The organism is Streptomyces sp. NPDC127097 (assembly GCF_042724075.1).
Classification (GTDB): Bacteria; Actinomycetota; Actinomycetes; order Streptomycetales; family Streptomycetaceae; genus Streptomyces.
Genome location: NZ_JBHXFI010000018.1, coordinates 97,263 through 118,057 on the forward strand (window position 1 = coordinate 97,263; position 20,795 = coordinate 118,057).

At 69.2% G+C, this 20,795-nt stretch carries 19 protein-coding genes and 3 pseudogenes; 11 read left to right on the top strand and 11 right to left on the bottom strand.

All coding sequences use genetic code 11. The features are described 5' to 3' along the window. Positions 1 to 243: 243 nt before the first annotated feature. Both ACFWJW_RS16645 and ACFWJW_RS16650 read right to left on the bottom strand, forming a co-directional pair. Positions 244 to 552, bottom strand: coding sequence for a hypothetical protein (locus tag ACFWJW_RS16645; RefSeq protein ID WP_387240930.1), 309 nt, complete (start codon positions 550 to 552; stop codon positions 244 to 246). Between the two features lie 6 nt (positions 553 to 558). After that, positions 559 to 1,194 carry an ATP-dependent Clp protease proteolytic subunit gene (locus tag ACFWJW_RS16650; RefSeq protein ID WP_387240933.1) on the bottom strand — a complete coding sequence of 212 codons (636 nt, stop codon included), beginning with the start codon at positions 1,192 to 1,194 and terminating at the stop codon, positions 559 to 561. A gap of 1,115 nt (positions 1,195 to 2,309) precedes the next feature. Here ACFWJW_RS16650 and ACFWJW_RS16655 point away from each other — a divergent pair. Then, positions 2,310 to 2,755 (top strand): annotated as a pseudogene (locus tag ACFWJW_RS16655) (hypothetical protein); the annotation flags it as partial. Positions 2,756 to 2,828: 73 nt separating this feature from the next. On the opposite strand, the gene ACFWJW_RS16660 reads toward ACFWJW_RS16655, so the two are convergent. Both ACFWJW_RS16660 and ACFWJW_RS16665 read right to left on the bottom strand, forming a co-directional pair. Then, complete coding sequence (locus ACFWJW_RS16660; protein WP_387240936.1) at positions 2,829 to 3,422, bottom strand: aldo/keto reductase; 594 nt, start codon at positions 3,420 to 3,422, stop codon at positions 2,829 to 2,831. After that, positions 3,356 to 3,856, bottom strand: a pseudogene (locus ACFWJW_RS16665) (cupin); the annotation flags it as partial. The gene ACFWJW_RS16660 and the pseudogene ACFWJW_RS16665, both read right to left, overlap by 67 nt. Positions 3,857 to 4,430: 574 nt before the next feature. On the opposite strand from ACFWJW_RS16665, the gene ACFWJW_RS16670 reads away from it, so the two are divergent. Together ACFWJW_RS16670 and ACFWJW_RS16675 are read left to right on the top strand one after the other, a co-directional pair. Further along, positions 4,431 to 5,039 (top strand): hypothetical protein, encoded by a 609-nt coding sequence (locus ACFWJW_RS16670; RefSeq protein WP_387240939.1) that lies wholly within the window; start codon positions 4,431 to 4,433, stop codon positions 5,037 to 5,039. A 2,116-nt stretch (positions 5,040 to 7,155) separates the two neighbouring features. After that, positions 7,156 to 7,872 (top strand): tectonin domain-containing protein, encoded by a 717-nt coding sequence (locus ACFWJW_RS16675; protein WP_387240942.1) that lies wholly within the window; start codon positions 7,156 to 7,158, stop codon positions 7,870 to 7,872. Between the two features lie 475 nt (positions 7,873 to 8,347). Here ACFWJW_RS16675 and ACFWJW_RS16680 read toward each other — a convergent pair. Both ACFWJW_RS16680 and ACFWJW_RS16685 read right to left on the bottom strand, forming a co-directional pair. Then, positions 8,348 to 9,016 (bottom strand): annotated as a pseudogene (locus tag ACFWJW_RS16680) (nucleotidyl transferase AbiEii/AbiGii toxin family protein). Further along, a complete protein-coding gene (locus tag ACFWJW_RS16685) occupies positions 9,013 to 9,381 on the bottom strand; it encodes a hypothetical protein (protein ID WP_387240945.1) in 369 nt (122 codons plus the stop codon). The pseudogene ACFWJW_RS16680 and the gene ACFWJW_RS16685 overlap by 4 nt, the downstream one beginning before the upstream one ends. 261 nt (positions 9,382 to 9,642) lie before the next feature. On the opposite strand from ACFWJW_RS16685, the gene ACFWJW_RS16690 reads away from it, so the two are divergent. Next, on the top strand, positions 9,643 to 9,957 hold the full coding sequence (locus tag ACFWJW_RS16690) for a type II toxin-antitoxin system Phd/YefM family antitoxin (protein WP_387240948.1): 315 nt from the start codon (positions 9,643 to 9,645) through the stop codon (positions 9,955 to 9,957). Positions 9,958 to 9,995: 38 nt separating this feature from the next. Here the strand turns inward: ACFWJW_RS16690 and ACFWJW_RS16695 are convergent, their stop codons facing one another. Next, on the bottom strand, positions 9,996 to 10,940 hold the full coding sequence (locus tag ACFWJW_RS16695) for a M28 family metallopeptidase (RefSeq protein WP_387240951.1): 945 nt from the start codon (positions 10,938 to 10,940) through the stop codon (positions 9,996 to 9,998). A 520-nt stretch (positions 10,941 to 11,460) separates the two neighbouring features. Here ACFWJW_RS16695 and ACFWJW_RS16700 point away from each other — a divergent pair. From ACFWJW_RS16700 to ACFWJW_RS16725, 6 genes are all read left to right on the top strand, one after another. Continuing rightward, positions 11,461 to 11,763, top strand: coding sequence for an urease subunit gamma (locus ACFWJW_RS16700; protein ID WP_026170153.1), 303 nt, complete (start codon positions 11,461 to 11,463; stop codon positions 11,761 to 11,763). 16 nt (positions 11,764 to 11,779) lie between these two features. Beyond that, positions 11,780 to 12,091: an urease subunit beta gene (locus ACFWJW_RS16705; protein ID WP_387240954.1), complete on the top strand. Its 312-nt coding sequence runs from the start codon at positions 11,780 to 11,782 to the stop codon at positions 12,089 to 12,091. Continuing rightward, on the top strand, positions 12,084 to 13,805 hold the full coding sequence (locus ACFWJW_RS16710; protein ID WP_387240957.1) for an urease subunit alpha: 1,722 nt from the start codon (positions 12,084 to 12,086) through the stop codon (positions 13,803 to 13,805). Before ACFWJW_RS16705 ends, ACFWJW_RS16710 begins: the two co-directional genes overlap by 8 nt. 42 nt (positions 13,806 to 13,847) lie before the next feature. Beyond that, the gene (locus tag ACFWJW_RS16715) at positions 13,848 to 14,522 is read left to right on the top strand and encodes an urease accessory protein UreF (RefSeq protein ID WP_387240960.1); all 675 of its coding nucleotides are present in this window, start codon (positions 13,848 to 13,850) and stop codon (positions 14,520 to 14,522) included. 62 nt (positions 14,523 to 14,584) lie between these two features. After that, positions 14,585 to 15,328, top strand: a complete 744-nt coding sequence (gene ureG / locus ACFWJW_RS16720; protein ID WP_387240963.1) for an urease accessory protein UreG — start codon at positions 14,585 to 14,587, stop codon at positions 15,326 to 15,328. Next, positions 15,325 to 16,161 (top strand): urease accessory protein UreD, encoded by an 837-nt coding sequence (locus ACFWJW_RS16725; protein WP_387240966.1) that lies wholly within the window; start codon positions 15,325 to 15,327, stop codon positions 16,159 to 16,161. The genes ureG and ACFWJW_RS16725 overlap by 4 nt, the downstream gene beginning before the upstream one ends. A 41-nt stretch (positions 16,162 to 16,202) precedes the next feature. Here ACFWJW_RS16725 and ACFWJW_RS16730 read toward each other — a convergent pair whose 3' ends face one another. From ACFWJW_RS16730 to ACFWJW_RS16745, 4 genes are all read right to left on the bottom strand, one after another. Continuing rightward, entirely contained in the window at positions 16,203 to 16,577 is a 375-nt protein-coding gene (locus tag ACFWJW_RS16730; RefSeq protein WP_387240969.1) for a hypothetical protein, read from the bottom strand. 176 nt (positions 16,578 to 16,753) lie between these two features. Then, positions 16,754 to 17,134: a roadblock/LC7 domain-containing protein gene (locus ACFWJW_RS16735; RefSeq protein ID WP_042158214.1), complete on the bottom strand. Its 381-nt coding sequence runs from the start codon at positions 17,132 to 17,134 to the stop codon at positions 16,754 to 16,756. Positions 17,135 to 17,204: 70 nt separating this feature from the next. Then, the gene (locus ACFWJW_RS16740) at positions 17,205 to 18,059 is read right to left on the bottom strand and encodes a hypothetical protein (protein WP_387240972.1); all 855 of its coding nucleotides are present in this window, start codon (positions 18,057 to 18,059) and stop codon (positions 17,205 to 17,207) included. Positions 18,060 to 18,102: 43 nt separating this feature from the next. Beyond that, positions 18,103 to 18,486, bottom strand: coding sequence for a hypothetical protein (locus tag ACFWJW_RS16745; RefSeq protein WP_387240975.1), 384 nt, complete (start codon positions 18,484 to 18,486; stop codon positions 18,103 to 18,105). A gap of 626 nt (positions 18,487 to 19,112) precedes the next feature. Between ACFWJW_RS16745 and ACFWJW_RS16750 the strand changes: the two genes are divergently transcribed. After that, complete coding sequence (locus tag ACFWJW_RS16750) at positions 19,113 to 20,750, top strand: alpha/beta hydrolase (protein WP_387240978.1); 1,638 nt, start codon at positions 19,113 to 19,115, stop codon at positions 20,748 to 20,750. The last annotated feature ends 45 nt before the right edge of the window (positions 20,751 to 20,795 follow it).

Consider the following 20,795-nt stretch of genomic DNA (forward strand, 5'->3'; position numbering starts at 1 on the left):
AAGGGATCGTCACGCACCCGCCACCAGAATTCCGAGCTGAAAATGCCGTATGTGACATGCGTCACACTTCGCCTGAATGGTTACTTTTGTTCCCTCAAGTGCCATGGCGCGGGGCGCCGCACCCCCTGGACCAGGGGCGAAACATCAGAGGTCCAAGGAATTGCGTTTCCCCGCGCAATTCGTCGCCTCCTCACATCGGGCCCGGACGCTACGCCGTATGCGCAGCCCCGTGTGCGTGTCGCGTCAACTCTCCGTGGCCGGCGGCATCGTCACGAGCCCGGCCCGGCGCTCGCCCTCCAGCACCCGGAGCGCCCGGGTCAAGGTCTCGCGGTGCAGTTCGCTCTCACCCCGGTCGTGCATCAGCGTCAGCGCGTCGCGCAGTCCGGCGGCCTTGCCGACCAGCGCCTGGGCGGCCCGCAGTCCGGTGTAGGTGTCGCCGCCCCGGGCCGGGTTGATCCTGCCCAGCAGGTCGAGCACCTCCAGGTAACGGTCGATCAGCTCACCCTCGGCGCGCGTCAGGGCGGGCAGCGGCGGCAGTTCCGGCAGCGGCATCCGGGCTCACCGTGCGCCGAGTTGGGGGACGGACTGCTTGCGCTGACGGGTGAGCCCGTCGATCAGGCCGTATTCCTGGGCGGCTTCGGCGTCGAAGATCTTGTCGCGCTCGATATCGGCGGCGATCCGTTCCCGGGGCTGTCCGGTGTGCTCCGCCAGCATCCGCTCCAGCATGTCGCGGGTGCGCAGCAACTCCTCGGCCTCGATCTGGAGATCGGTGGCCTGGCCCTGGACGGGCTCGTGGAACGACGGCTGGTGGATCAGGATCCGGGCGCCGGGCAGGGCCAGCCGCTTTCCGGGGGTGCCGGCGGCCAGCAGTACCGCGGCGGCGGAGGCGGCCTGCCCCAGGCAGATGGTCTGCACATCGCACGACACGAAGCGCATCGTGTCGTAGATGGCGGTCATCGCCGTGAACGAGCCGCCGGGGGAGTTGATGTAGAGCGCGATGTCCTGTTCGGGCGCGGCGTGTTCGAGGTGGATGAACTGCGCCATCACATCGTTGGCGGAGGCGTCGTCGACCGGGGTGCCCAGGAAGATGATGCGCTCACTGAGCAGCTTGGAATACGGGTCCATGGTGCGCGTCCCCTGGGACGTGCGCTCGGTGAACTCGGGAAGGACATAGCGGGCCATCGGTCGCAGCATGGGCCTGCTCCTCTCTCTGTAAAAAATGTACAGGATGTACGTCCAGTTAGAATGGGACCCGATTCTAGTGATCAAGTCAAATGCCCAGGCCAGAGGCCATTTTTGCTGTTCTCCGAGGGTGGACATCTCACATATCTATTGCTGGAACTGCGGCACAAGGTCGAGATCCATCGGAAGACTGGGCGGGTCGTCGAGTGCCCGATCGACGAGATGAACCGCCCGCGGGGAGACAAGGACGCTGCCCTGTGGATCCCGCCGACCGAGCCGGAGGTCAGGCGCTGTTCACCGGCTGGGGCGGCGAGATGGCGACCTGCCGCAAGTTCGCCCCCCCCGCGCGGAACTGCACCGCATCGAATCTGATGTCGCAGGTCGGACTCAGGGCGGGCGAGGCATGCAAACTCAACCTGGTCGACATCAAGTGGGACCTGGTCCCTTCGGCAAGCTCCATGTGCGTCACGGCGAGGGCGCCCGCGGCTCGGGCCCGCGCGAGTGGATGGTGCCGCTGATCAACGGCGCCGACCGCATGCTGCGGTGGTTCATCAAGGACGTCCGGGGCCAGTTCGACGACGACCGCACTCGACCCGGTGCCCCGCTGTTCCCCTCCGAGCGCAACCGTGGTGAGGGCGTGGACGGGGTGCCGGTGAGGTGTTCGGCGCGTTGCGTGAGGAGCGGGGTGAGGTGGGGGTGCACGCCTCTGGTGCACGCCTGGAGGAGCTGACCCAGCGCGGCGAGTTCCCTGGCCCGGCCCGCGGGAGTGGTCAGAACCCCGGCGAACTCCTGCCGCAGCCGGGCCGCGGTCGCGGGCGCAGTGAGGGTGTGGGCATGGAGGAGGCCGACGTCGTAGCCGACCGGCAGCAGGCCCCAGTCGAGGACAACCAGCGGGGCGTGGGTGACGTTCGCCCAGTGCAGGTCAGCGTGCCCGGTAGTCCAGTCGTGGATCTGGGGGGCGATGCCGAGGAATCGGCGGAAGTTCCGGTCGGTCCACTGCGGTGCGCTATCTGTCGCGGACCACGCTAGGCAGATACCTCCACGGAAACCGGGATCGCTCCGCTCCTCAACATGGCTATGGCTTCTTCCCCTTCTGCTGTCGATCTGCCTGCCGACCGGTCGACGAGGTGCTCGACCGGGTCGAGCGGTCTTTGAACGTTCGTTTGGAGCGGGGGAGTGCGGTGCGCAAGCGTCGCTCGGTCGGCGCGCGCACGGACCGCGGGACCTGGGTGCGGTTGGAGCGCCGGCCTTTGGCGCGGATCGACGGCCAGGGGTGGAGCGGCACGGAGGCCGCGGCAGCGCTGGAGGGCGTCGCTATGCCGCGGTGGCTGGCCGGCGTCGCGTGGCGGGATGCATCAGACGAGGCGATGTGGCGGGCGGATGAGACGACCCTGCTTCCCGGCGCCCCGGTAAAGCCCGGGGGAACCCTCACCATCGACCCGCAGCTCGCCGACGCCTGGTGGGGGCAGCTGAACAGGTCCCTGGACGCCCTGACCGGCCAGACCACCCCGACTGGGAGGACTGGGGCATGGCACCCAGGGGCCTGGACGCTGCCTCGCTGTGGGGGAATTCCCGCTCAGGCTGCGGGAACATACGGCCGTTCACCGCCTCCCACACCGCACTGTTCGTACTGCCGCCGAAGGGGCTCATGCCCCCTCGCGCCTCCATGCCCAACTGCCACTGCTCGGCCAGCGTCTGCGCGGCATCCAGTGTGGCGATGCCGGCCAGCAGGCCGGCGGGACCATGAGGACGGGCCGGGCGGGCAGCGCACCGTCCACGACGGCGGCCGGCGGCGCCGGATCCCACGACGCGATACCCCACGCCCCGGACAGACCCCGCGCCACAGAGTCCTCCAGTACTCCGGACGCCGCCCCCAGCTTCTCCCGCGCACCCCTCGGAGTGCCGGGGAGGGAGCGCTCGGGGTGGTGCAGGAAGACCAGATCCGGAGCCCGGCGCAGATCCCGGTTGGTCTGCTCCAGCGCCTGCCGCAGGCGGGCGGCATCGAGGGAGTGCTCTGCGGTGCCGCCGTGGCGAGGGAAGAAGCCGACCTTCGTGGAGAGGGAATACCGGGCCAGGAGGCCGCTGCCGAGTCGCGACAGGGTGGAATGGGAAGTGAAATCCCGGTAGTTGAAGCTGGTGTCGATCCGGGTGATGCCTAGGTCGAGGGCGGCGGTCAGCAGGCCGCATTCGTGACGAGATCGGTGTAGCCCGAGGACAACTCGATGGTCAGGGGCGCGCACAGCTCCTCATCCGTCAAGATCGTCGCCAGTTCTTCGACCTCCGCGCCGACCGCAGTGGCCGCATGGGCCAGGTGTACGGGATGACCGCTCAGCAGGAGTCGGAGGGCGGGCAGAGCCTTGGCGGTGAAGGTGAGCTTCTACCCGCCGGCCAGCACGTTGACGCTCTCGTCGTGCTCGGTGATCTGCGGCGGGAATTCGGTGATGCACACGGCTGCCTGTAGTGGGCCGAAGATGTCCAGGAAGGGAACGTGGCGGCCCGGGGCGGCGGCTTGTTCGCGGGCCGCAAGGAAGCCGGCGGGGCCGCGGGAGTCGATCAGGGCACGGGCGGCTTCGGCCGGCTCCTGCTGCTGGGCGCGCTGGACGCTGGGGCGCCCGCCCCAGCGGTCGAGGTCTCGGCGGAAGACCTCGACCTCGCGGGACCAGTCCGCCGGCCATGGCCCGGCAGGCGACCTCCATGGTCGGTCGAAGACGGTTGCCTGGTCGAACAGCCGGTTGGCTGTTAGCAACCGCTCCAGCACATCCGGGTGAGCGATGCGCCCACGGACGAACTGCTCGCCCAGCGGCTCGGGGCCGCTCCACCCCAGCGCTTCCTCGACCTCACGGATAAGCCGGTGCTCCACAGCGCTCCTCTATTTGTGCCCGGGTCTCCGTTGTTGCGTTGTCGGACCATCCGGTTGGTTTCCGCTGCGCTCTTCGAGATGCACGATGAATGGATCGCCTTACCGCGCCGCCACCTCCCGAAGGTGATATGGGTGATATCTGCCGTAAGCTCTCTTTTGGTTCCTCCGCACTACCCAACGCACCGAAATGCAGCCGCCAGTTGATCCCCAACAGCACGGCGAGGGACACTGCCTGGCGGATGCGTGTTCCCGGCCGAGTGGCACTCGCTTCGGTATCCTCCCGTGCAGGTCATCGAAGGCCATTTACCCAAAGATTGCTGGGCAGTTGACCTCAGGGTTTCGTGGTAGCGTCCTCGTTCGAGGGACAATGCAACCTGAAAGGGAAATCGTGAACACGGAGAAGATCGCCGCTCGCCGCCTCTCGATGGAAGAGGTGGCGAAGCTCGGCGTGAAAGACAGGCTCTTCGTTTCCGCCGACACGGCAGAACTCAAGCTTCCCGACTGCTATGTCCCTGCTTTTCTGACCAAGCCCGGTGAGAATTTCGAGGGCGGCTCGGTCACGGCGAGAACCGTATTCCAGGAAGAGGTCTCCTGCCTTCCCGACGACGAGAATGAAGCCGGAATCTACTTGGCCGACGAGAACGGCTCGGTGACCATCGAGGTCCTCCAGTCCGCCGGTGTCGTGCTGGACCTGGCACTTTTCGTCCCTAGTGGGGACAAGGGGGCCCTCACGGCCCTTTACGCTGCAGCCCGGCAAGCCTTCGGCGCCGACGTCGTGCAGATCTGGCGCCAGGGCCTCAAGGAGGTTCCCGACGTGAAGGTCGACATCTTCGAGGAGCAGATTCCCCGGGGGCGCAAGGGGAGCGACAGCCCCAAGCGTGACCGTCGCGCGGTCGACACCTACCCCACCCGTGCGGACTTCATCGAGTTCTCCACGGGGTGGAAGCCGGTCGTTGAGATTCACAGGCCGGTTGTTGACGACACCCCGACCATCTGAGGCGGCGTTACCTCTCGGTCTCGGCCTGAGAGAACGCCGAGACCGCATGCGCCGGTCCCGGTCGACCCCTGAGCGGGCCCAGGGAGCCGTCGGAAAATAACTCACGAACGCCGAAGCGCCGTTCCACTCGATGACCTCGCGAGACAGCCCGCCTGACCGAGATCAAAGCCTGAAGTTATTTCTGCGACAGCCCTCAGGGCTTCGGCGTAGTCGAGTGAGGTCCACTTCGTGCTCAGGCGAGGCCGAGGAGTGTGAGGGGTCGGCGGGCGTCACGCGCATTGCGGCGACGGCCGGAGGCGATGTTCTTCGCGCCGTTCATTCGCCGGGCGCCGACCGCGAGGTTGCGCCAGGTCGCCATAGCGCGGGGTGCGCTGTCGGTCCGCCACCGCGCCCGCGGTCAGGTCGAGGAGTGCGGCCAGCGCGTGCCGCACTCCTCGCAGCCGGATAATCTGCTATCAGCCCGAACGCCCAGCCCAGCCGCTCATCCCATGCACGAGCGTCGTCCGCATCTGCACCCGTCTCTTCAGCCACGCAGGGGCCATTCCCCGGCACCGTCGGCTGGCTCCGCCCCACGGTGCGCGGAGACGCAGGCCACCGAGGCGCAATGGACATGAGACAGGAACCGTCCGCTCGCACTCCCTTCACTGCAAGTGGTCACGAAACGGATGCTCGCCGACTACGCCGAAGCCCTGCTTAGGGGATAGCCGTCCGGCGCAAGGCCCTGTGGCAGGGCGTGTCGCTGCCGGCTCAGGGCATGGGTCCTGGCCGTACTCCAGCCGGCCGCACTCGATATGTGTCCGGACAGCACTCTCTCGCTCGCCGCAGGGCCGGTGTTGCGGATGGTGTCTGGCCCGCACACGGTTCCGCACCTGCGCGCGTTGCGGCCGGGACGACCAGATCGTCGCCCGCCGCGAAGACGGGCATCCTCCGAGGGCCATGACCTTTGTGCCTCCTGCTGCGGCCGCGAGGAGAGGCCGATTACCAGCAGCAGCTCCGACGCTGCCTCAACGACGAAACCCTGCCACGCGAGCTGTGCATCGCCGGCGCCCTGATCTGCCTGTACGCACTGCCGGTCAGCCGCATCGTCGAACTCGCCACCAGCCAATTCCACTGTGAGGGCCTACCTCACGTTCGGGCGCCGCCCCGTCCTGCTACCGCCTAAGCTCGCACGACTCATCGAAGAGCAGGTCACCCACCGCAGCACCACCAACAGCCTCAACCGTGAACTCGGAGCCTCGGACCGCTACCTGCTCCCCGGAACGGTCCCCGGAAACCCCTGCGACATCGACACGCTCATGAAGCAGCTGCGAGAGCAAGGACTGCCTGTCCGTGCCGCACGCAACACAGCCATGATCGAAGCAGTGACCAGCCTCCCCCCGAGCGTCGTCGCTGACCTGCTAGGGATCCACCATGCAACCGTCGACAGATGGACCGCCCTCGCCAATGACGGCTGGGCCGGCTACCTCGCAGCCCGCCCAAACGCGTAGCGATTCGCCCGCACTGGCCGCCGCTCTTTCCTCGCTTGACACGTGGTCGTGCGGGTCGCAACCGGCGGCTCAAGTTTGGTGTCGATGTTCTGTGACAGCGGCCCTTGACCGATTCTTGCTGAAGATGGGCCAGGCAAACGGGGTGGCCTCAGTGGGACTTCGGGCTGGGAAGGCAGGCGCCGGTGGCACACGGTAACGGTGGACATCGTGCCGGCCGTGCAAGGGGCGGGCCGCAGCAAAGCCTGCGTGGGGGGCTTCCCCAGTAAAACTCGACTCTCCAATGATGGGGATCCTTGAAAACGACCAGAGATGCTCTCCGCCTCGCTCGGTCCGGTTCTCAACGAACTGGGGAGGTTCCGTGAGCGGCAAGCTGTCGATCAGGATGCTGGCCATTTTTCTGTGCCCTGTCGATCGCTTCGATGTCAAGCGGCCGCACGGGTGACTGCGATCGCGTCAGCTCGATGGTTGGGCCAACAGGGTGAGAGCAGCACGGAGCGGCTGACTCTCGGGCAAACCTCCATATTGGGCCAATTCACCCGATCGCCCTTTAAATATGCTTTAACGGTGAATCGTTCCGGCTCGGGCAGCGTGCGGGCGAACAGTACCCGAGCTGGAAAGGGGCCAGCAGCATGGCCGACTGGAAGCACATCGGCGGGTCACTGACGCGGATCGCGGTGGGATCCCGGACCAACGTCTGGGGCGTCAACGCCGCTGGTGCGATCTACCGCTACACCAACAACGACGCCAACCCGTGGATCAATATCCCCGGGAACCTGTCCGACATCGGCGCGGCCGCCGACGGCACGGTCTGGGGCTGCAACGCAGCCCATGAGGTCTACCGCTACACCGGCGATCAGGACAGCAACAACTGGAAGAAGATCAACGGCTCGCTGGTGCGGATCACGGTGGGCTCCAGGACCAACGTCTGGGGCGTCGACCCCGCCGGTGCGATCTACCGCTACAGCAACAGCGACGCGAACCCCTCCAACCCCTGGCTCAACATCCCCGGGTCGCTGTCCGACATCGGCGCGGGCGCCGACGGCACGGTCTGGGGCTGCAACGCAGCCAACCAGGTCTACCGCTACACCGGCGATCGGGACGCCAACAACTGGAAGGGCCTCAACGGCTCCCTCAAAGCAATCGACGTCGGCTCCCGCACCGCTGTCTGGGGCTGCGACCCCGGCGACGCGATCTACCACTACACCTACAGCGACACCACCCCCGCCAACCCCTGGCTCAACATCCCCGGCTCGCTGTCCGACATCGGCGTAGGCGCCGACGGCACCGTCTGGGGAGTCAACGCAGCCGGCGCGATCTACCGCTACACCGGCGACCTGCCCGGCTGACCCGCCTCCCGAGAAGAACACTGGTGTGCCACGCAACGCCCTCGGGCGCTGCGTGGCACCTCATCGTTCCAGCACCACGGACAACAGTGGCTCAGCAGGTCAGCGCGGGTTTGCTTGGGGATCCAAGGCGAGCAACTCCGAGGACACCCCGAGCAGCGGGTGGGGAGATTCGCATATCCCCGTCACCAACATGCAGTCCGGTCTACCTGACGGGCCGTACCCAGTAGCTATGGCCGAGTTTCCATCGCACCTCCCACCTGAGCGGAACGCACGTCGAACAAGCGCACACGCCCGCGAGTCCGACCGGGGTCCTAGGAGGCCGCCGGGGCGTCAGCTGGATTGTCGGCCCCCGATGACTTCCCCGGCCACAGCTGCCACAACGTCTTCCCATCATCGCCCTGCACGACCGCCGAGCACCGCACCCCTGCCGGCGCGGCGGAAGGGAGCCCGCAGAGCAACACATCGCGCGGGGAAGTCAGTTGTCGTCCGGGTCGTCCCCGGCGTAGGGGCGGGTTCGAGGTCTTCGGCCCAGGCCAGGGCCCAAGCGCGCAGGTCCGCTACCTGTTCAGGGGTCAGGCCGTAGTCGGCGAAGTCCCGGTCATCCCACCACTCGGCGCCGGCGAGGCGGTCGCGCAGGGCGTGAGGCTGAACTCGAAGCGCGCATGGCGCCGGCCGAGGCTGTCCAGGTCGGCGGTGGAGCGGTGCCGGGTCGCGGCGTGGACGTCGATGAGGTCGCGGACCGCGCCGCGGTCCGCGAGCGCGCGGACCTTGGTGCCGATCACGTCGTCCAGCGAGAGAACCGGACCGTACTCGGTGATCGTCGGCGGCGCCCAGAACGCCTCCTTGAGGACGTCGACCTCGCACTCCTCGCCCGTGGCGGGGTCGGTAGCGATGAGTCGGCCCGACAGCGGACTGGACTCGATGTGCCGGACGCCCCAGCCACGCTCGGCGAGGCCGTCGCCGACCGTGCGGACGATCTCGTCGATGGGAGCCGGGCTCTCGGTGGCCACGTCCAGGTCCTGGGAGAGCCGGTCGACCAGACCGTGGGCCTGCACGGCGTACCCGCCGGTAATTACGAGCGGTAGGGGGTGCCGATAGCGAGGACATCAGCCAGGAGCCGGCGATGCAGATCTGTCAGGTTCACGCGGCCGTCGCGGCTGTCGCGGTGGTGAGCTCGGGGAAAGCGGACTCCCACACGTCCCTGATCGGGCGGCTGATCAGCGTGCGCAGCACGGGCCACCGCGCGAGGAGCAGATCCCGATTCAGGAAGTCGACCAGGTCCTGGCGCTGCCCTTCGGCCAGGACGGTGCGGTACAGGCCCATCCGAGAGCGCGGCTGCTCCAGTCCGTAGGAGCGGCGGCCCGACCAGACCACGTGAAGCGGCAGGTCAACCGTGCCGTGGACTGGACCGCTCAGATCCTCCAGCTGCGCGGGTAGCCGCTGTGCGTACTGCGCACACAACACCTCGAACGCGTTCGGCACCGGAAACGAAGGAGACTGCACGGTCATGCCCTCAGTGTCGCCCAGCGGGTCGCGCGGTTGCCAGGCACCCACCTGGCCGGAGTTCTGCGCAGGGCTGGTCGGAGCGGGGCGTTCCGCCGCGCCGGAGACCTGCCAGGATGCAGTGCGACCAGATAGCTTTCGTCTCACCTCGTCTCACACATTTCTCACAGACGAGAGCGCACGGGAGCACGCGAGAAGCTCTGACCTGGATATTCGCTGTCGCCACGGACCACGGCGGACCCGGTGGACATTACATAGGCTAGGAACATGGCCTACGAAATTCCGGTGACGCAAGCCCGGGCGGAGCTGGCGGATCTGATCAACCGCGTTGTCTACGGCGGTGAGCGGGTGGTCGTCACCCGGCACGGCAAACCGCTGGTGGCGCTGGTATCCGCCGCTGACCTGGAGCTTCTTGAGGAGCTGGGGCGGGGTGCGCAGGGTGCGGAGGACGAGCAGGTGATCAGCACGGTCTCCACCGTGCGACAGCTCCCGTCCGCTCCGGGCGAACGGCGGCGGTTCGGGATCGCCGCGGAACACCGCGACCCGGCTGCCGGGGACCGGCGGCCGGGTCGCGAGAGCTGACGGTCAGCGCGTGCTGACCGTGCGGGGGCGCGGGTGGTTCAGGAGCTGAGCTCCCACAGCGCATGGGCGATGGCGTCGGTGTTGTTGTCCAGCGCCTTGTCGTCGATGTTCTTCGAGGTGTCGCAGGACTGGTGGTAGCAGGCGTCGAACGCCTTGCCGGCGTCGCCGCCCCAGTTCTTCGCCTGCTCCTCGGTCTTCTTGTAGTCGGCGCCGGAGAAGAGGCCGCCGACGGCGATGCCCGCGTCCTTGAAGGAGGCGTGGTCCGAGCGGCCGTCGCCCTCGGTCTCCTTCTCGGTGGCGATGTTCTTCTTGGCGAAGAAGTCCTTGAAGACCTTCTCCAGGCGGGTGTCGTCGTCGTAGACGAAGTAGCCCGGGTTCGGCGAGCCGATCATGTCGAAGTTCAGATAGGAGTCGATCTTCGACTTGTCGGCGCCGAGCTTGTCGACGTAGGCCTGCGAGCCGACCATGCCGTCCTCTTCGTCGCCGAACCAGGCGAACCGGAGGTGCTTGGTGGGCTTGAGCTCCGCCTTGGCGACGGCGAGCGCCACCTCGAGGATGCCGGCCGAGCCCGAGCCGTTGTCGTTGATGCCGGGGCCCTCGGAGACCGAGTCCAGGTGGGCGCCAGCCATCACGGTCTTGCTCTCGTCGCCGCCCGGCCAGTCGGCGACCAGGTTGTAGCCCTTGGCGCCGCTGCCGTCGAACTCCTCGACCTTGGTGGTGAATCCGGCCTTGTCGAGCTTGCCCTTGATGAAGTCGACGGACGCCTTGTAGCCCGGCTGACCGTGGGCGCGGTTGCCGCCGTTGGCGTCGGCGATCGACTGGAGCTGGTCCAGATCGCCCTTGACGGCCTTGACGTCGATGTCCGGGGCGGCCGCCGGCGCGGTCCCGGCGTAGGCACCGGCCGCGGTGAAGACGGTGGCGGCAACGGCGGCGACGGCGCCGGTGGCCAGCGCGGCCCGGCGTATTCGCGTGGAACGAGTCACGGTGTTTGCTCCGATACTGGTGTGGGGGGATGGAGCTGTTTGACGCGCACATGAGAATTGCGATCACTTTGCCAACCGTCAAGAGCGCATACCGGACAGTTGTGTTCGGCGAGCGGGCCGGGTCTGTTTTACGCCGATAGTGGCGATTCATGGCGCATGGCCGCCATCTGTTCCGTGGGTCCCGGCGGGCCTCAAGGGGTGGAATGCGCCAGCAGATTGCCTGTGTGGCCTGCGAGGTGACGGGCCGCCAGCCGCCACGGGAGACGGTGGTCGTGGCGTAACGGGCGGTGATAATGCCGCGTTACGCCAGGCGTCACAAGGGCTGTCGACAGGTCCCTGGCTGTAACGCCGCTGAAATCCCGCCGAACTAGCCTCCTGGCGTGGGGCGCTTGATGGCCAAGTGCTGAAAGTCGGTTTGCTCCTCCTTTAATTGCTGCGTGGTACATCTGTCGTCACAGGTGTGCCCACGCCTGTGACCTGGGCGAATGAGTCCAGGCGGGAAGACTGTGAGGTGGAAGGTATGCAACTGACCCCGCATGAACAGGAGCGCCTGATGATTCATGTGGCGGCAGACGTGGCTGAAAAGCGCCGCTCTCGGGGGGTGAAGCTGAACCACCCCGAGTCGATCGCGCTGCTCACCGTGCACATCCTCGAAGGCGCCCGGGACGGCCGTACCGTCGCCGAGCTGATGTCCTCCGGCCGCAAGGTGCTCACCCGCGACGAGGTCATGGACGGCGTCCCCGAGATGATCCACGACGTACAGGTCGAAGCCACCTTCCCGGACGGCACCAAGCTCGTCACCGTTCACGAACCCATCAACTGAACGGGGAGAGCGGAACATGATCCCGGGCCAGATCCTCCACGCCGACGAGCCGGTACGCCTCAACGAAGGGCTGCCCCGCACGCGGCTGACCGTCCTCAACGCCGCCGACCGCCCCGTCCAGGTCGGCTCCCACTACCACTTCGCCGAGGCCAATCCCGGCCTCGACTTCGACCGCACGGCCGCGCACGGCAAGCGGCTGAACGTCCCGGCCGGCTCCGCCGTGCGCTTCGAGCCCGGCATCCCCACCGAGGTCGAACTCGTCCCCATCGGGGGCAAGCGCATCGTCATGGGCCTGCGGGGCGAGACCGGAGGAACCCTCGATGGCTGAACTCACCCGCCAGGCGTACGCCGACCTCTTCGGCCCGACCGCCGGCGACCGCATCCGGCTCGCCGACACCGACCTCGTCATCGAGATCACCGAGGACCGCTCGGGCGGCCCCGGCCGGGCCGGTGACGAGGCCGTCTTCGGCGGCGGCAAGGTGATCCGCGAATCGATGGGCCAGTCCCGCGCCACCCGCGCCGAGGGCACCCCCGACACCGTCATCACCGGCGCGGTCGTGCTCGACCACTGGGGCATCGTCAAGGCCGACGTCGGCATCCGAGACGGCCGGATCACCGCCCTGGGCAAGGCCGGCAACCCCGAGACGATGGACGGCGTCCACCCCGACCTGGTCATCGGCCCGGAGACCGAGGTCATCGCGGGCAACGGCAAGATCCTCACCGCCGGTGCCATCGACACCCATGTGCACTTCATCTGCCCGCAGCAGGCGGACGAGGCGCTGGCCTCCGGCGTCACCACGATGATCGGCGGCGGCACCGGGCCCGCCGAGGGCAGCAAGGCCACCACCATCACTCCCGGCGCCTGGCATGTCGCCCGGCTGCTGGAGTCGATGGACTCGCTCCCGGTCAACGTCGGCCTGCTCGGCAAGGGCAACACCACCTCCCTCGCGTCCATGCGCGACCAGCTGCGGGCCGGGGTCCTCGGCTTCAAGATCCACGAGGACTGGGGTGCCACCCCTGCCGTCCTCGACGCCTGTCTGACCGTCTGCGAGGAGAGCGGCGCACAGCTCGCGATCCACACGGACACCCTCAACGAGGCCGGCTTCCTCGGTGACACCCTCGCCGCCATCGCGGGCCGTTCGATCCACGCCTTCCATGTCGAGGGCGCCGGCGGCGGCCACGCCCCCGACATGATCGCGATGGTCTCCGAGCCGAACGTACTGCCCGCCTCCACCAACCCCACCCGGCCGCACACCGTCAACACCGTCGAGGAACACCTCGACATGCTGATGGTCTGTCACCACCTCAACCCCGCGGTCCCCGAGGACCTGGCGTTCGCCGAGTCCCGGATCCGGCCCTCCACCATCGCCGCCGAGGACATCCTGCACGACCTCGGCGCCATCTCGATCATGGCCTCGGATGCCCAGGCCATGGGCCGGATCGGCGAGGTCGTCCTGCGCACCTGGCAGACCGCGCATGTGATGAAGCGGCGCCGCGGCGCGCTGCCCGGCGACGGCGGCGCGGACAACCACCGGGCCCGCCGCTATGTCGCGAAGTACACCCTCAACGCGGCCATCGCCCAGGGCATCGACCATCTCGTCGGCTCCGTCGAGGACGGCAAGCTCGCCGATCTCGTCCTGTGGGACCCGGCGTTCTTCGGCGTCAAACCGCAGCTGGTCATCAAGGGCGGCCAGATCGCCTATGCGCAGATGGGCGACGCCAACGCCTCCATCCCCACACCGCAGCCGGTGCTGCCCCGCCCGATGTTCGGCGCCACCGGCCGGGCCCCGGGCAGCAACTCGGTCAACTTCGTCGCCCCGCAGGCACTGGAGGACGGTCTTCCCGAGCGCCTCCCGCTGAGCAAGGCATTCGAGGCGATCCGCAGCACCCGCGGCATCACCAAGGCCGATATGCGCAACAACGACGCCCTGCCGCGCGTCCAGGTCGACCCGGACACCTTCACCGTGACCATCGACGGCGAGGTGGTCGAACCCCGCCCCGCCGCCGAACTCCCCATGGCCCAGCGGTACTTCCTCTTCTGAGGGGACACCCATGAGCACCCCGACGAAGGACACGTACCACCGATGAGCCGCGCAGCGCTGCTCGTCCTCGCCGACGGCCGGTTCCCCGCCGGCGGGCACGCCCACTCGGGCGGCGCCGAACCGGCCGTCGCCGCGGGACGTATCAAGGACGCCGCCACCCTGGAGAGCTTCTGCCGGGGCCGGCTGCACACCGCGGGCCTGGTCGCCGCGAGCCTCGCCGCCGCGGCCGCGGCCGGCCACGACCCGCTCCTTCTGGACGACGCCGCCGACGCCCGTACGCCCGTACCGGCACTGCGGCAGGTCGCCCGGCGGCTCGGCCGGCAGATGATGCGGGCGGCCCGCGCCACCTGGCCGAGCGCCGCCCTCGACGCACTCGCCACGGCCCGCCCCCGCGGCGCCCACCAGCCCGTCGTCCTCGGCCTGGCCGCCCGGTCCGCCGGTCTGCCGCCGCTCGACGCCGCCTACGCCGTGGCCTACGAGAACATCAGCGGCCCGGCCACCGCGGCGGTCCGGCTGCTCAGCCTGGACCCCTTCGACGCCACCGCCGTGCTCGCCCGTCTCACCGCCGACCTCGACCGGATCGCGGAACAGGGCGCCGAGGCCGCGCGGCGGGTCGCAGCCGAAGGGGTCGACGCACTGCCCGCGGCCTCCGCGCCGCTGCTCGACATCACCGCCCAGCAGCACGCCGCCTGGCCGGTACGCCTCTTCGCCTCCTGACCCGCCGGCCCTCCAGCCGGATCCCACCACCGCCCGCGGCCGCACCCACCACCGGAGTGACCATGCACCTCGACCACAAGGACACCTTCCCCGAGCGCTACACCTACAGCGCGGCCGGGCCCGTACGGGCCGGCTCGGCAGCCAAGGAGCGAAAGGAGAGCCGAGGCGGAGCGCAGCGGAGCGGCACCCGGCGGGCCCTGCGCATCGGACTGGGAGGTCCGGTCGGCACCGGCAAGACCGCCACCGTCGCCGCGCTCTGCCGCGCACTGCGCGACCAGCTGTCCATCGCCGTCGTCACCAACGACATCTACACCCGCGAGGACGCCGAATTCCTGCTCCGCGAGGCGGTGCTGCCCGCCGAGCGGATCTCCGCCGTCGAGACCGGCGCCTGTCCGCACACCGCCATCCGCGACGACATCTCCGCCAACCTCGAAGCCGTCGAGGACCTGGAGGAGGCGGTCGGCCCGCTGGATCTCGTGCTGGTCGAATCCGGCGGCGACAACCTCACCGCGACCTTCTCCAAGGGCCTGGTCGACGCCCAGATCTTCGTGATCGACGTCGCCGGCGGTGACGACATCCCCCGCAAGGGCGGCCCCGGCGTCACCACCTCCGACCTCCTCGTCGTCAACAAGACCGACCTCGCCCCCTACGTGGGCGTCGACCTCGAAGGCATGGCCCGCGACGCCAAGGCCCAGCGCGGCGAGCTGCCGGTCGTCTTCACCGCGCTGAAGTCGGAGAACGGCGTCCGGCCCGTGGCGGAGTGGGTCCGGGAGCGGCTGGCCGCCTGGGCCGCGGGACCGGCATGACCACCGCGCTCCGCACACCGCCGCGGGCCGCCGCCGCTCCGGCCGCCGGTCTGCGCGCCACCGCCCGCATCGTCGCGCGGCTTGCCGAGGAGGGAGGCCCCACCCGGCTGCCGGTCCTCGAAGGCGACGGCCCCTTCGCGCTGCGCCGGGTGCGCGGGTCCGGCGGGCAGGCCCGGGTCTGTGTCGTGGGCGCCATGAGCGCCCCGCTCGGCGGCGACCGGCTGGCCATCGAAGCCACCGCCGAGGCGGGCGCCGCTCTGCACCTCACGTCCGCCGCCGCGACCGTCGCGCTGCCCGGCCGCACGGCCGACCACGCCACCTATGACGTGCGGCTGACGGTGGGCGACGGCGCCCGGCTCGACTGGCTGCCGGAACCGCTGATCTCCGCGGCCGGCAGCGCGCTGCGGATGACCACCACCGTCGAACTCGCCCCCACCGCCCACCTGGTACTGCGCGAGGAACAGGTCCTGGGACGCAGCGGCGAGGAGACCGGGGCGCTGCGCAGCCGGCTCGTCGTCCGCCGGGGCGGCCGGACCCTGCTCGACCAGGAGACGGCGTACGGGCCCGGCGCCCCCGGCTGGGACACCTCGGCCGTCCTGGACGGACACCGTGCGATCGGTCAACTCCTCGTGGTGCGGCCGGAGTTCGCGCAGTCACCGGCCGAGGTGCGGCTGCTGGGCGGTGCGGCGGGGGAGCGGTCCGGCGACGGCGCGGGGCAGGGCGTGCTGGCACCGCTCGCCGGTCCCGCGGCCCTGGCCACGGCCGTCGCCCCGGACGCGCTCCGGCTGCGGCGCCTCCTGGACGAGGCCGCCCGGAGCGCCGCCGCCGGGTGACGGCGGCGGCGTGCCGGGGCGGCGCGACGGGGCGGCCCGGCTCAGACCTCCAGGTCGGACTCCAGCCGGGCAAGGCGGTGCCGCGCCAGTGCGAGATTGGAGCGCTTGCGGTCCAGCACCAGATAGAGGAAGAGCCCGCCGCCGTTCTTGCCTGTCACCGGGCGGATGATGTGGTACTGCGCGGTCAGGGTGATGAGCATGTCCTCGATGGAGCCCTGGAGTTCCAGCATCTCCATGGTGCGCATCTTGGCGCGTACGACATCGGTATTGCCGGCCGCCGCGATATTGAGATCCAGTGCTTGATTGTCGCCCAGGGTGGCCAGCGCCATACCGCTGGTGTAGTCGACCAGGGCGACGCCGACCGCGCCCTCGATGGTCGACATCGCGTCGGCGAGAGCGGATTCCATTTGAGCCATGAGGGGTCAGACCTTTCGATTTCTTGACGGTGTTTCAGCGGTTCCGGATCCGGGGTTCAGCGGCTCCGGTGTCCGGTGTCCGATGTTCCGGGGTTTCGAGGTGTGTCCGGCGTTCCGGGGGTTTTCTGCGTGCATGCGGGGACGGTTGGGGGCGTTCTCGTGTCCGGGGTGTGCTCTTATCGGTGGGGCGCCGCGTCCACGAGGGCGCCGATGCGTTCCGCGGCCTTCCGGGCCTGGAGATGGAGCCGCCCCACATTGGTGTCCGTGCTGGCCACGGCCGTCAGGACCGCGCGGCGCCCGGCCGAATAGGCGGCTATGTAGCCGGTGGCACCGCGGGTCAGGGATTCCTCGAAGGCGCCCTGGCCGGTCGCCTCGGTGAGGCGTTTGGCGACGCCGATCGCGGCGGCGGTGAGCGCGGCCAGGCCGTCCGGTTCGATGTCCGGCAGATCGTGGGCGATCACCATGCCGTCCACACTCGCGACCATCCCGCCCTGGAAATGGCGCACTTGATCGCGCAACGTGTGCAATTCATCCCGTATCCGGGGTTCGATCGTCATCAGTCTCCTTTTCCGGGCGCGTTTTCCGATGACGCGCCTCATGGTGTGCACCGTCTTCGTGCGTCAGGGCTCACAGGTTTTCCTCCAGCGCCGTACGCAGTCGGACCAGCAGGGCGATATCCGGATCGGCGGTATCGAGGAGATCCGGAACCGGTAGTTGCCAGGTCGGGGTGGCGCGTCCTTCGGCGGCGGGGGCGGCGGGCCCGTCCAGGCAGGCGCCGGGCCGGCGCCGGGGGAGCGCCGTCGGCGCCGTGGGCAGCTGGACGAGGCCGGCGGCGGCGAGACGGCGGATGTCGAGCAGGGTCGCGAACGCGGACTGGCCCAGCAGCCGGGCCAGTTCCTGCGGGGTGAGCCGGCCGTCGGCGCGGTCGAGCAGCCGCCGCTGCCGGCTTGTGGTGGGGGCGGCCGAGGAGCGCGGGCGGACGGGTATGACGGGGGAGGAGTCGACCGCCGCCCACGGATGGAGCCGGTCGAGCAGTGCCCGCCGGCGGGCCGTCGCCTGCTGGAGCGCGCCGGCGCTGATCGGCCGTACGACACCCAGCCAGTGGGCGGTCCCGGGCGTGAAGGAGGTGGACTCGGGCGGCAGCGGCAGGGCGAAGAACGCCGCGTCGAGCAGGGCGGCGAGATGGCATATCTCCAGTTCGCTCTGGGTCAACCAGCCCTCGCTGACAAGGTATTGCGCGCCCTGCTGCTGGGGTCCCGCCCGCTCGACGGCGTACTGCCAGCCCTGCGGCGGTACCTTGCCGGCCGCGATGAGGCGGATGTCGAGACCGGGGGCGGCGGTGCCCTCGACGCAGTAGACCGCGCCGTCGAGGAGGTAGAAGCAGCCGTGCGGACCACGGAGGGCGCCGGTGACCCGCTCGGCGGCGCACCGGTCGAGCAGCCCTGCCGGTGCGGGCGGGGGAGGGGATATGGGCAGGCCCATGGCTGGTTCCTTTAGCGTGCGTGCGGTGTGGCGGAGCGCGTGCTCAGGACGCGACCAGCTCCGCCGCCAGATCGCGCAGCCGGAGCCGCGCGACGGCGAGATTGGCCTGGGTACGGTCCAGCCAGAGGTAGAGGTAGGTCTGGCTGTCGAAGGCCGTGTGCACAAAACGGATGAGGTGGTAGCTGCTCTCGGCCGTGATGATCAGGTCTTCCAGGGCCGGGCCGCCGGCGCCCGAGGTGTCGAAGGTGGCGTTGCGTGCCACGGCCTGCACGACCTCGGCGGTGTCGGCGGCGGCCGCGTCATGATCGCCGTGCGGCGCCTGCCCCGCCGTGCCGAGCGTGAGACCACTGGTCCAGTCGATCAGTCCGGCGCCCAGAACGCCCGGGATCCCCATTGCCTGGGACAACACCTGATCGATACCCGGCACTTCGGATCTCCTTCGCGACGGCTCTGACAGCGCGAAAACGCCGAAGCCCTCCCCGTGGCAGTGAGTGGGAGAGCCTTCACGGAAGGTTACTGAAGCTGTGCGGCTGGCACATGCCTGTGGGGCAGGTCTACGGCAATTGACGTATTCTCGCCCCTGCACGCCCCCTTGGCGGCCATCGCGCCGTACCGCACTCCGGCAGCTCGCCCGCCCTGCTGCGCGCCCCGCCGGGCCGCCCGGCCTGCGGGTTCACCTTCTCGGTCGGGCAACTGGCGTAAGTACGGACCAAGTTGAGGATGCCACTACGGGGTTCGAATGGCGGGGGAAAGTTCGTCATCGGGCGGCGGCCTTGGCCGGAATGGTGAGGTTCCGCCGCGAGGTCCGGCCGTTCGCCCGCGGCCCGCCGGCGCCGGTGTCCGCACCGCCGGGGCGGCGGAGGCGTCCGGAGGGCGCGTCCGGACGGCCGGTCGGGGCCCGGCGGGCGTCGGCGGCGAGGCAAGAAACCTACAGGTTGGTAAAGAAGTGTGGGCCAAACCTGTTCAGGAGGGGACGGCGCACGACAGGATCCCCCTGTAAGCCTGTGATCAACGCCGCCACAAGTGGCGCACCATGCAGGGGGAATTGACCACGTGAGAAAAACAGCAGCGCTCGGCGCCGCCGGAACTCTGGTGTCCGGCGCGCTTCTCGCCGGAGCGATAACCGCCGCGCCCGCCCAGGCGGGTGAGCAGCACCAGCGCGGTTCGGCCGAAGCACGCGGTGTGGCCACCGCCGCCGCGCGCGCAGCCAAGAAGGGCATCGACTGGCAGGACTGCCCCGCGGACTGGGGCCTCAAGTCGCCGGTCCAGTGCGGCTATGTCACCGTCCCGGTCGACTACGCCCGGCCGAACGGCCGCACCATCAAGATCGCCGTCGACCGTGCGCTCAGCACCGGCGGCAAGGAGCAGCGCCAGGGCTCCCTGCTCTACAACCCCGGTGGCCCCGGCGGTTCGGGCATGAAGTTCCCGACCCGCATCACCACCAAGAACCCGCTCTGGACCAAGACCGCGAAGGCGTATGACTTCGTCGGCTTCGACCCGCGCGGCGTGGGCCACTCCGCGCCGATCTCCTGCATGGATCCGCAGGAGTTCGTCAAGGCGCCCAAGGCCGATCCGGTGCCGGACAGCGAGGCCGACAAGCGCGCCCAGCGCAAGCTCGCCAAGCAGTACGCCGACGGCTGCGCCGAGCGCAGCGGCCGCCTGCTGCCGTACATGACGACCCCGAACACCGCCCGCGACATGGACGTGATCCGTGCCGCGCTCGGTGAGAAGAAGCTCAACTACCTGGGCGTCTCCTACGGCACCTACCTGGGCGCGGTCTATGCGACGCTCTTCCCCGGGCACGTCCGCCGGATGCTCGTCGACAGCGTCGTCGACCCGTCCCGCGAGAAGGTCTGGTACCAGGCCAACCTCGACCAGGACATCGCGTTCGAGACCCGCTGGGGCGACTGGAAGAAGTGGGTGGCCAAGAACGACGCCACGTACCACATCGGCAACACCCCCCAGAAGGTCCAGGCGGCCTGGGAGAAGCTGCGGGCGACCGCCAAGAAGAAGCCCGTCGGCGGAGTCGTCGGCCCCGCCGAGCTGACCGGTTTCTTCCAGAACGCTCCGTACTACGACTCCATGTGGGCCTCGGTCGCCGAGGTCTGGAGCGCGTACCTCGCCGGTGACAGCAAGCCGCTGGTGGAGAACGCCGGTCCGAACCTCAAGGACACCGCGGGCAACATCGCCTCGGAGAACGGCAACGCCGTCTACACGGCCGTCGAGTGCACCGACGCCAAGTGGCCCACCAGCTGGCAGAAGTGGGACCGCGACAACACCCGCATCCACCAGCAGGCACCGTTCATGACCTGGTCCAACGCCTGGATGAACCTGCCCTGCGCCACCTGGCCCGTCAAGCAGCAGCGGCCGGTCGACGTCAAGACCGGCAAGGGTCTGCCGAACGTGCTGATCGTGCAGAGCGTCCGGGACGCGGCCACCCCCTACGGCGGCGCGGTCGAGCTGCACCGTCGGCTCAAGGGGTCCCGCATGATCACCGAGCGGGACGCCGGATCGCACGGTGTCACCGGTCAGGTCAACCCCTGCATCAACGACCGCGTCGATGCCTACTTCCTGTCCGGAAAGACCGACGCCAAGGACGTGACCTGCGCCCCGCACGCCACGCCCGAGCCCAGCAAGCTGTCGGCGGCGAAGTCCCTCGTGGGGGGCTTGGACCTGCCCGCAGTGCACTGACGATGACGGCATGAACGGTGCCGGCGCCACATGACGGCGCAGGGG

What these genes read in the sequence shown, in the direction of transcription:
- ACFWJW_RS16700 (WP_026170153.1), top strand. Translation starts at nt 11,461, where the DNA reads ATGCAACTGACCCCGCATGAACAGGAGCGCCTGATGATTCATGTGGCG.
- ACFWJW_RS16715 (WP_387240960.1), top strand. Translation starts at nt 13,848, where the DNA reads ATGAGCCGCGCAGCGCTGCTCGTCCTCGCCGACGGCCGGTTCCCCGCC.
- ACFWJW_RS16725 (WP_387240966.1), top strand. Translation starts at nt 15,325, where the DNA reads ATGACCACCGCGCTCCGCACACCGCCGCGGGCCGCCGCCGCTCCGGCC.
- ACFWJW_RS16675 (WP_387240942.1), top strand. Translation starts at nt 7,156, where the DNA reads ATGGCCGACTGGAAGCACATCGGCGGGTCACTGACGCGGATCGCGGTG.
- ACFWJW_RS16730 (WP_387240969.1), bottom strand. Translation starts at nt 16,577, where the DNA reads ATGGCTCAAATGGAATCCGCTCTCGCCGACGCGATGTCGACCATCGAG.
- ACFWJW_RS16690 (WP_387240948.1), top strand. Translation starts at nt 9,643, where the DNA reads ATGGCCTACGAAATTCCGGTGACGCAAGCCCGGGCGGAGCTGGCGGAT.
- ureG (WP_387240963.1), top strand. Translation starts at nt 14,585, where the DNA reads ATGCACCTCGACCACAAGGACACCTTCCCCGAGCGCTACACCTACAGC.
- ACFWJW_RS16735 (WP_042158214.1), bottom strand. Translation starts at nt 17,134, where the DNA reads ATGACGATCGAACCCCGGATACGGGATGAATTGCACACGTTGCGCGAT.
- ACFWJW_RS16740 (WP_387240972.1), bottom strand. Translation starts at nt 18,059, where the DNA reads ATGGGCCTGCCCATATCCCCTCCCCCGCCCGCACCGGCAGGGCTGCTC.
- ACFWJW_RS16710 (WP_387240957.1), top strand. Translation starts at nt 12,084, where the DNA reads ATGGCTGAACTCACCCGCCAGGCGTACGCCGACCTCTTCGGCCCGACC.
- ACFWJW_RS16650 (WP_387240933.1), bottom strand. Translation starts at nt 1,194, where the DNA reads ATGCTGCGACCGATGGCCCGCTATGTCCTTCCCGAGTTCACCGAGCGC.
- ACFWJW_RS16705 (WP_387240954.1), top strand. Translation starts at nt 11,780, where the DNA reads ATGATCCCGGGCCAGATCCTCCACGCCGACGAGCCGGTACGCCTCAAC.
- ACFWJW_RS16685 (WP_387240945.1), bottom strand. Translation starts at nt 9,381, where the DNA reads ATGACCGTGCAGTCTCCTTCGTTTCCGGTGCCGAACGCGTTCGAGGTG.
- ACFWJW_RS16645 (WP_387240930.1), bottom strand. Translation starts at nt 552, where the DNA reads ATGCCGCTGCCGGAACTGCCGCCGCTGCCCGCCCTGACGCGCGCCGAG.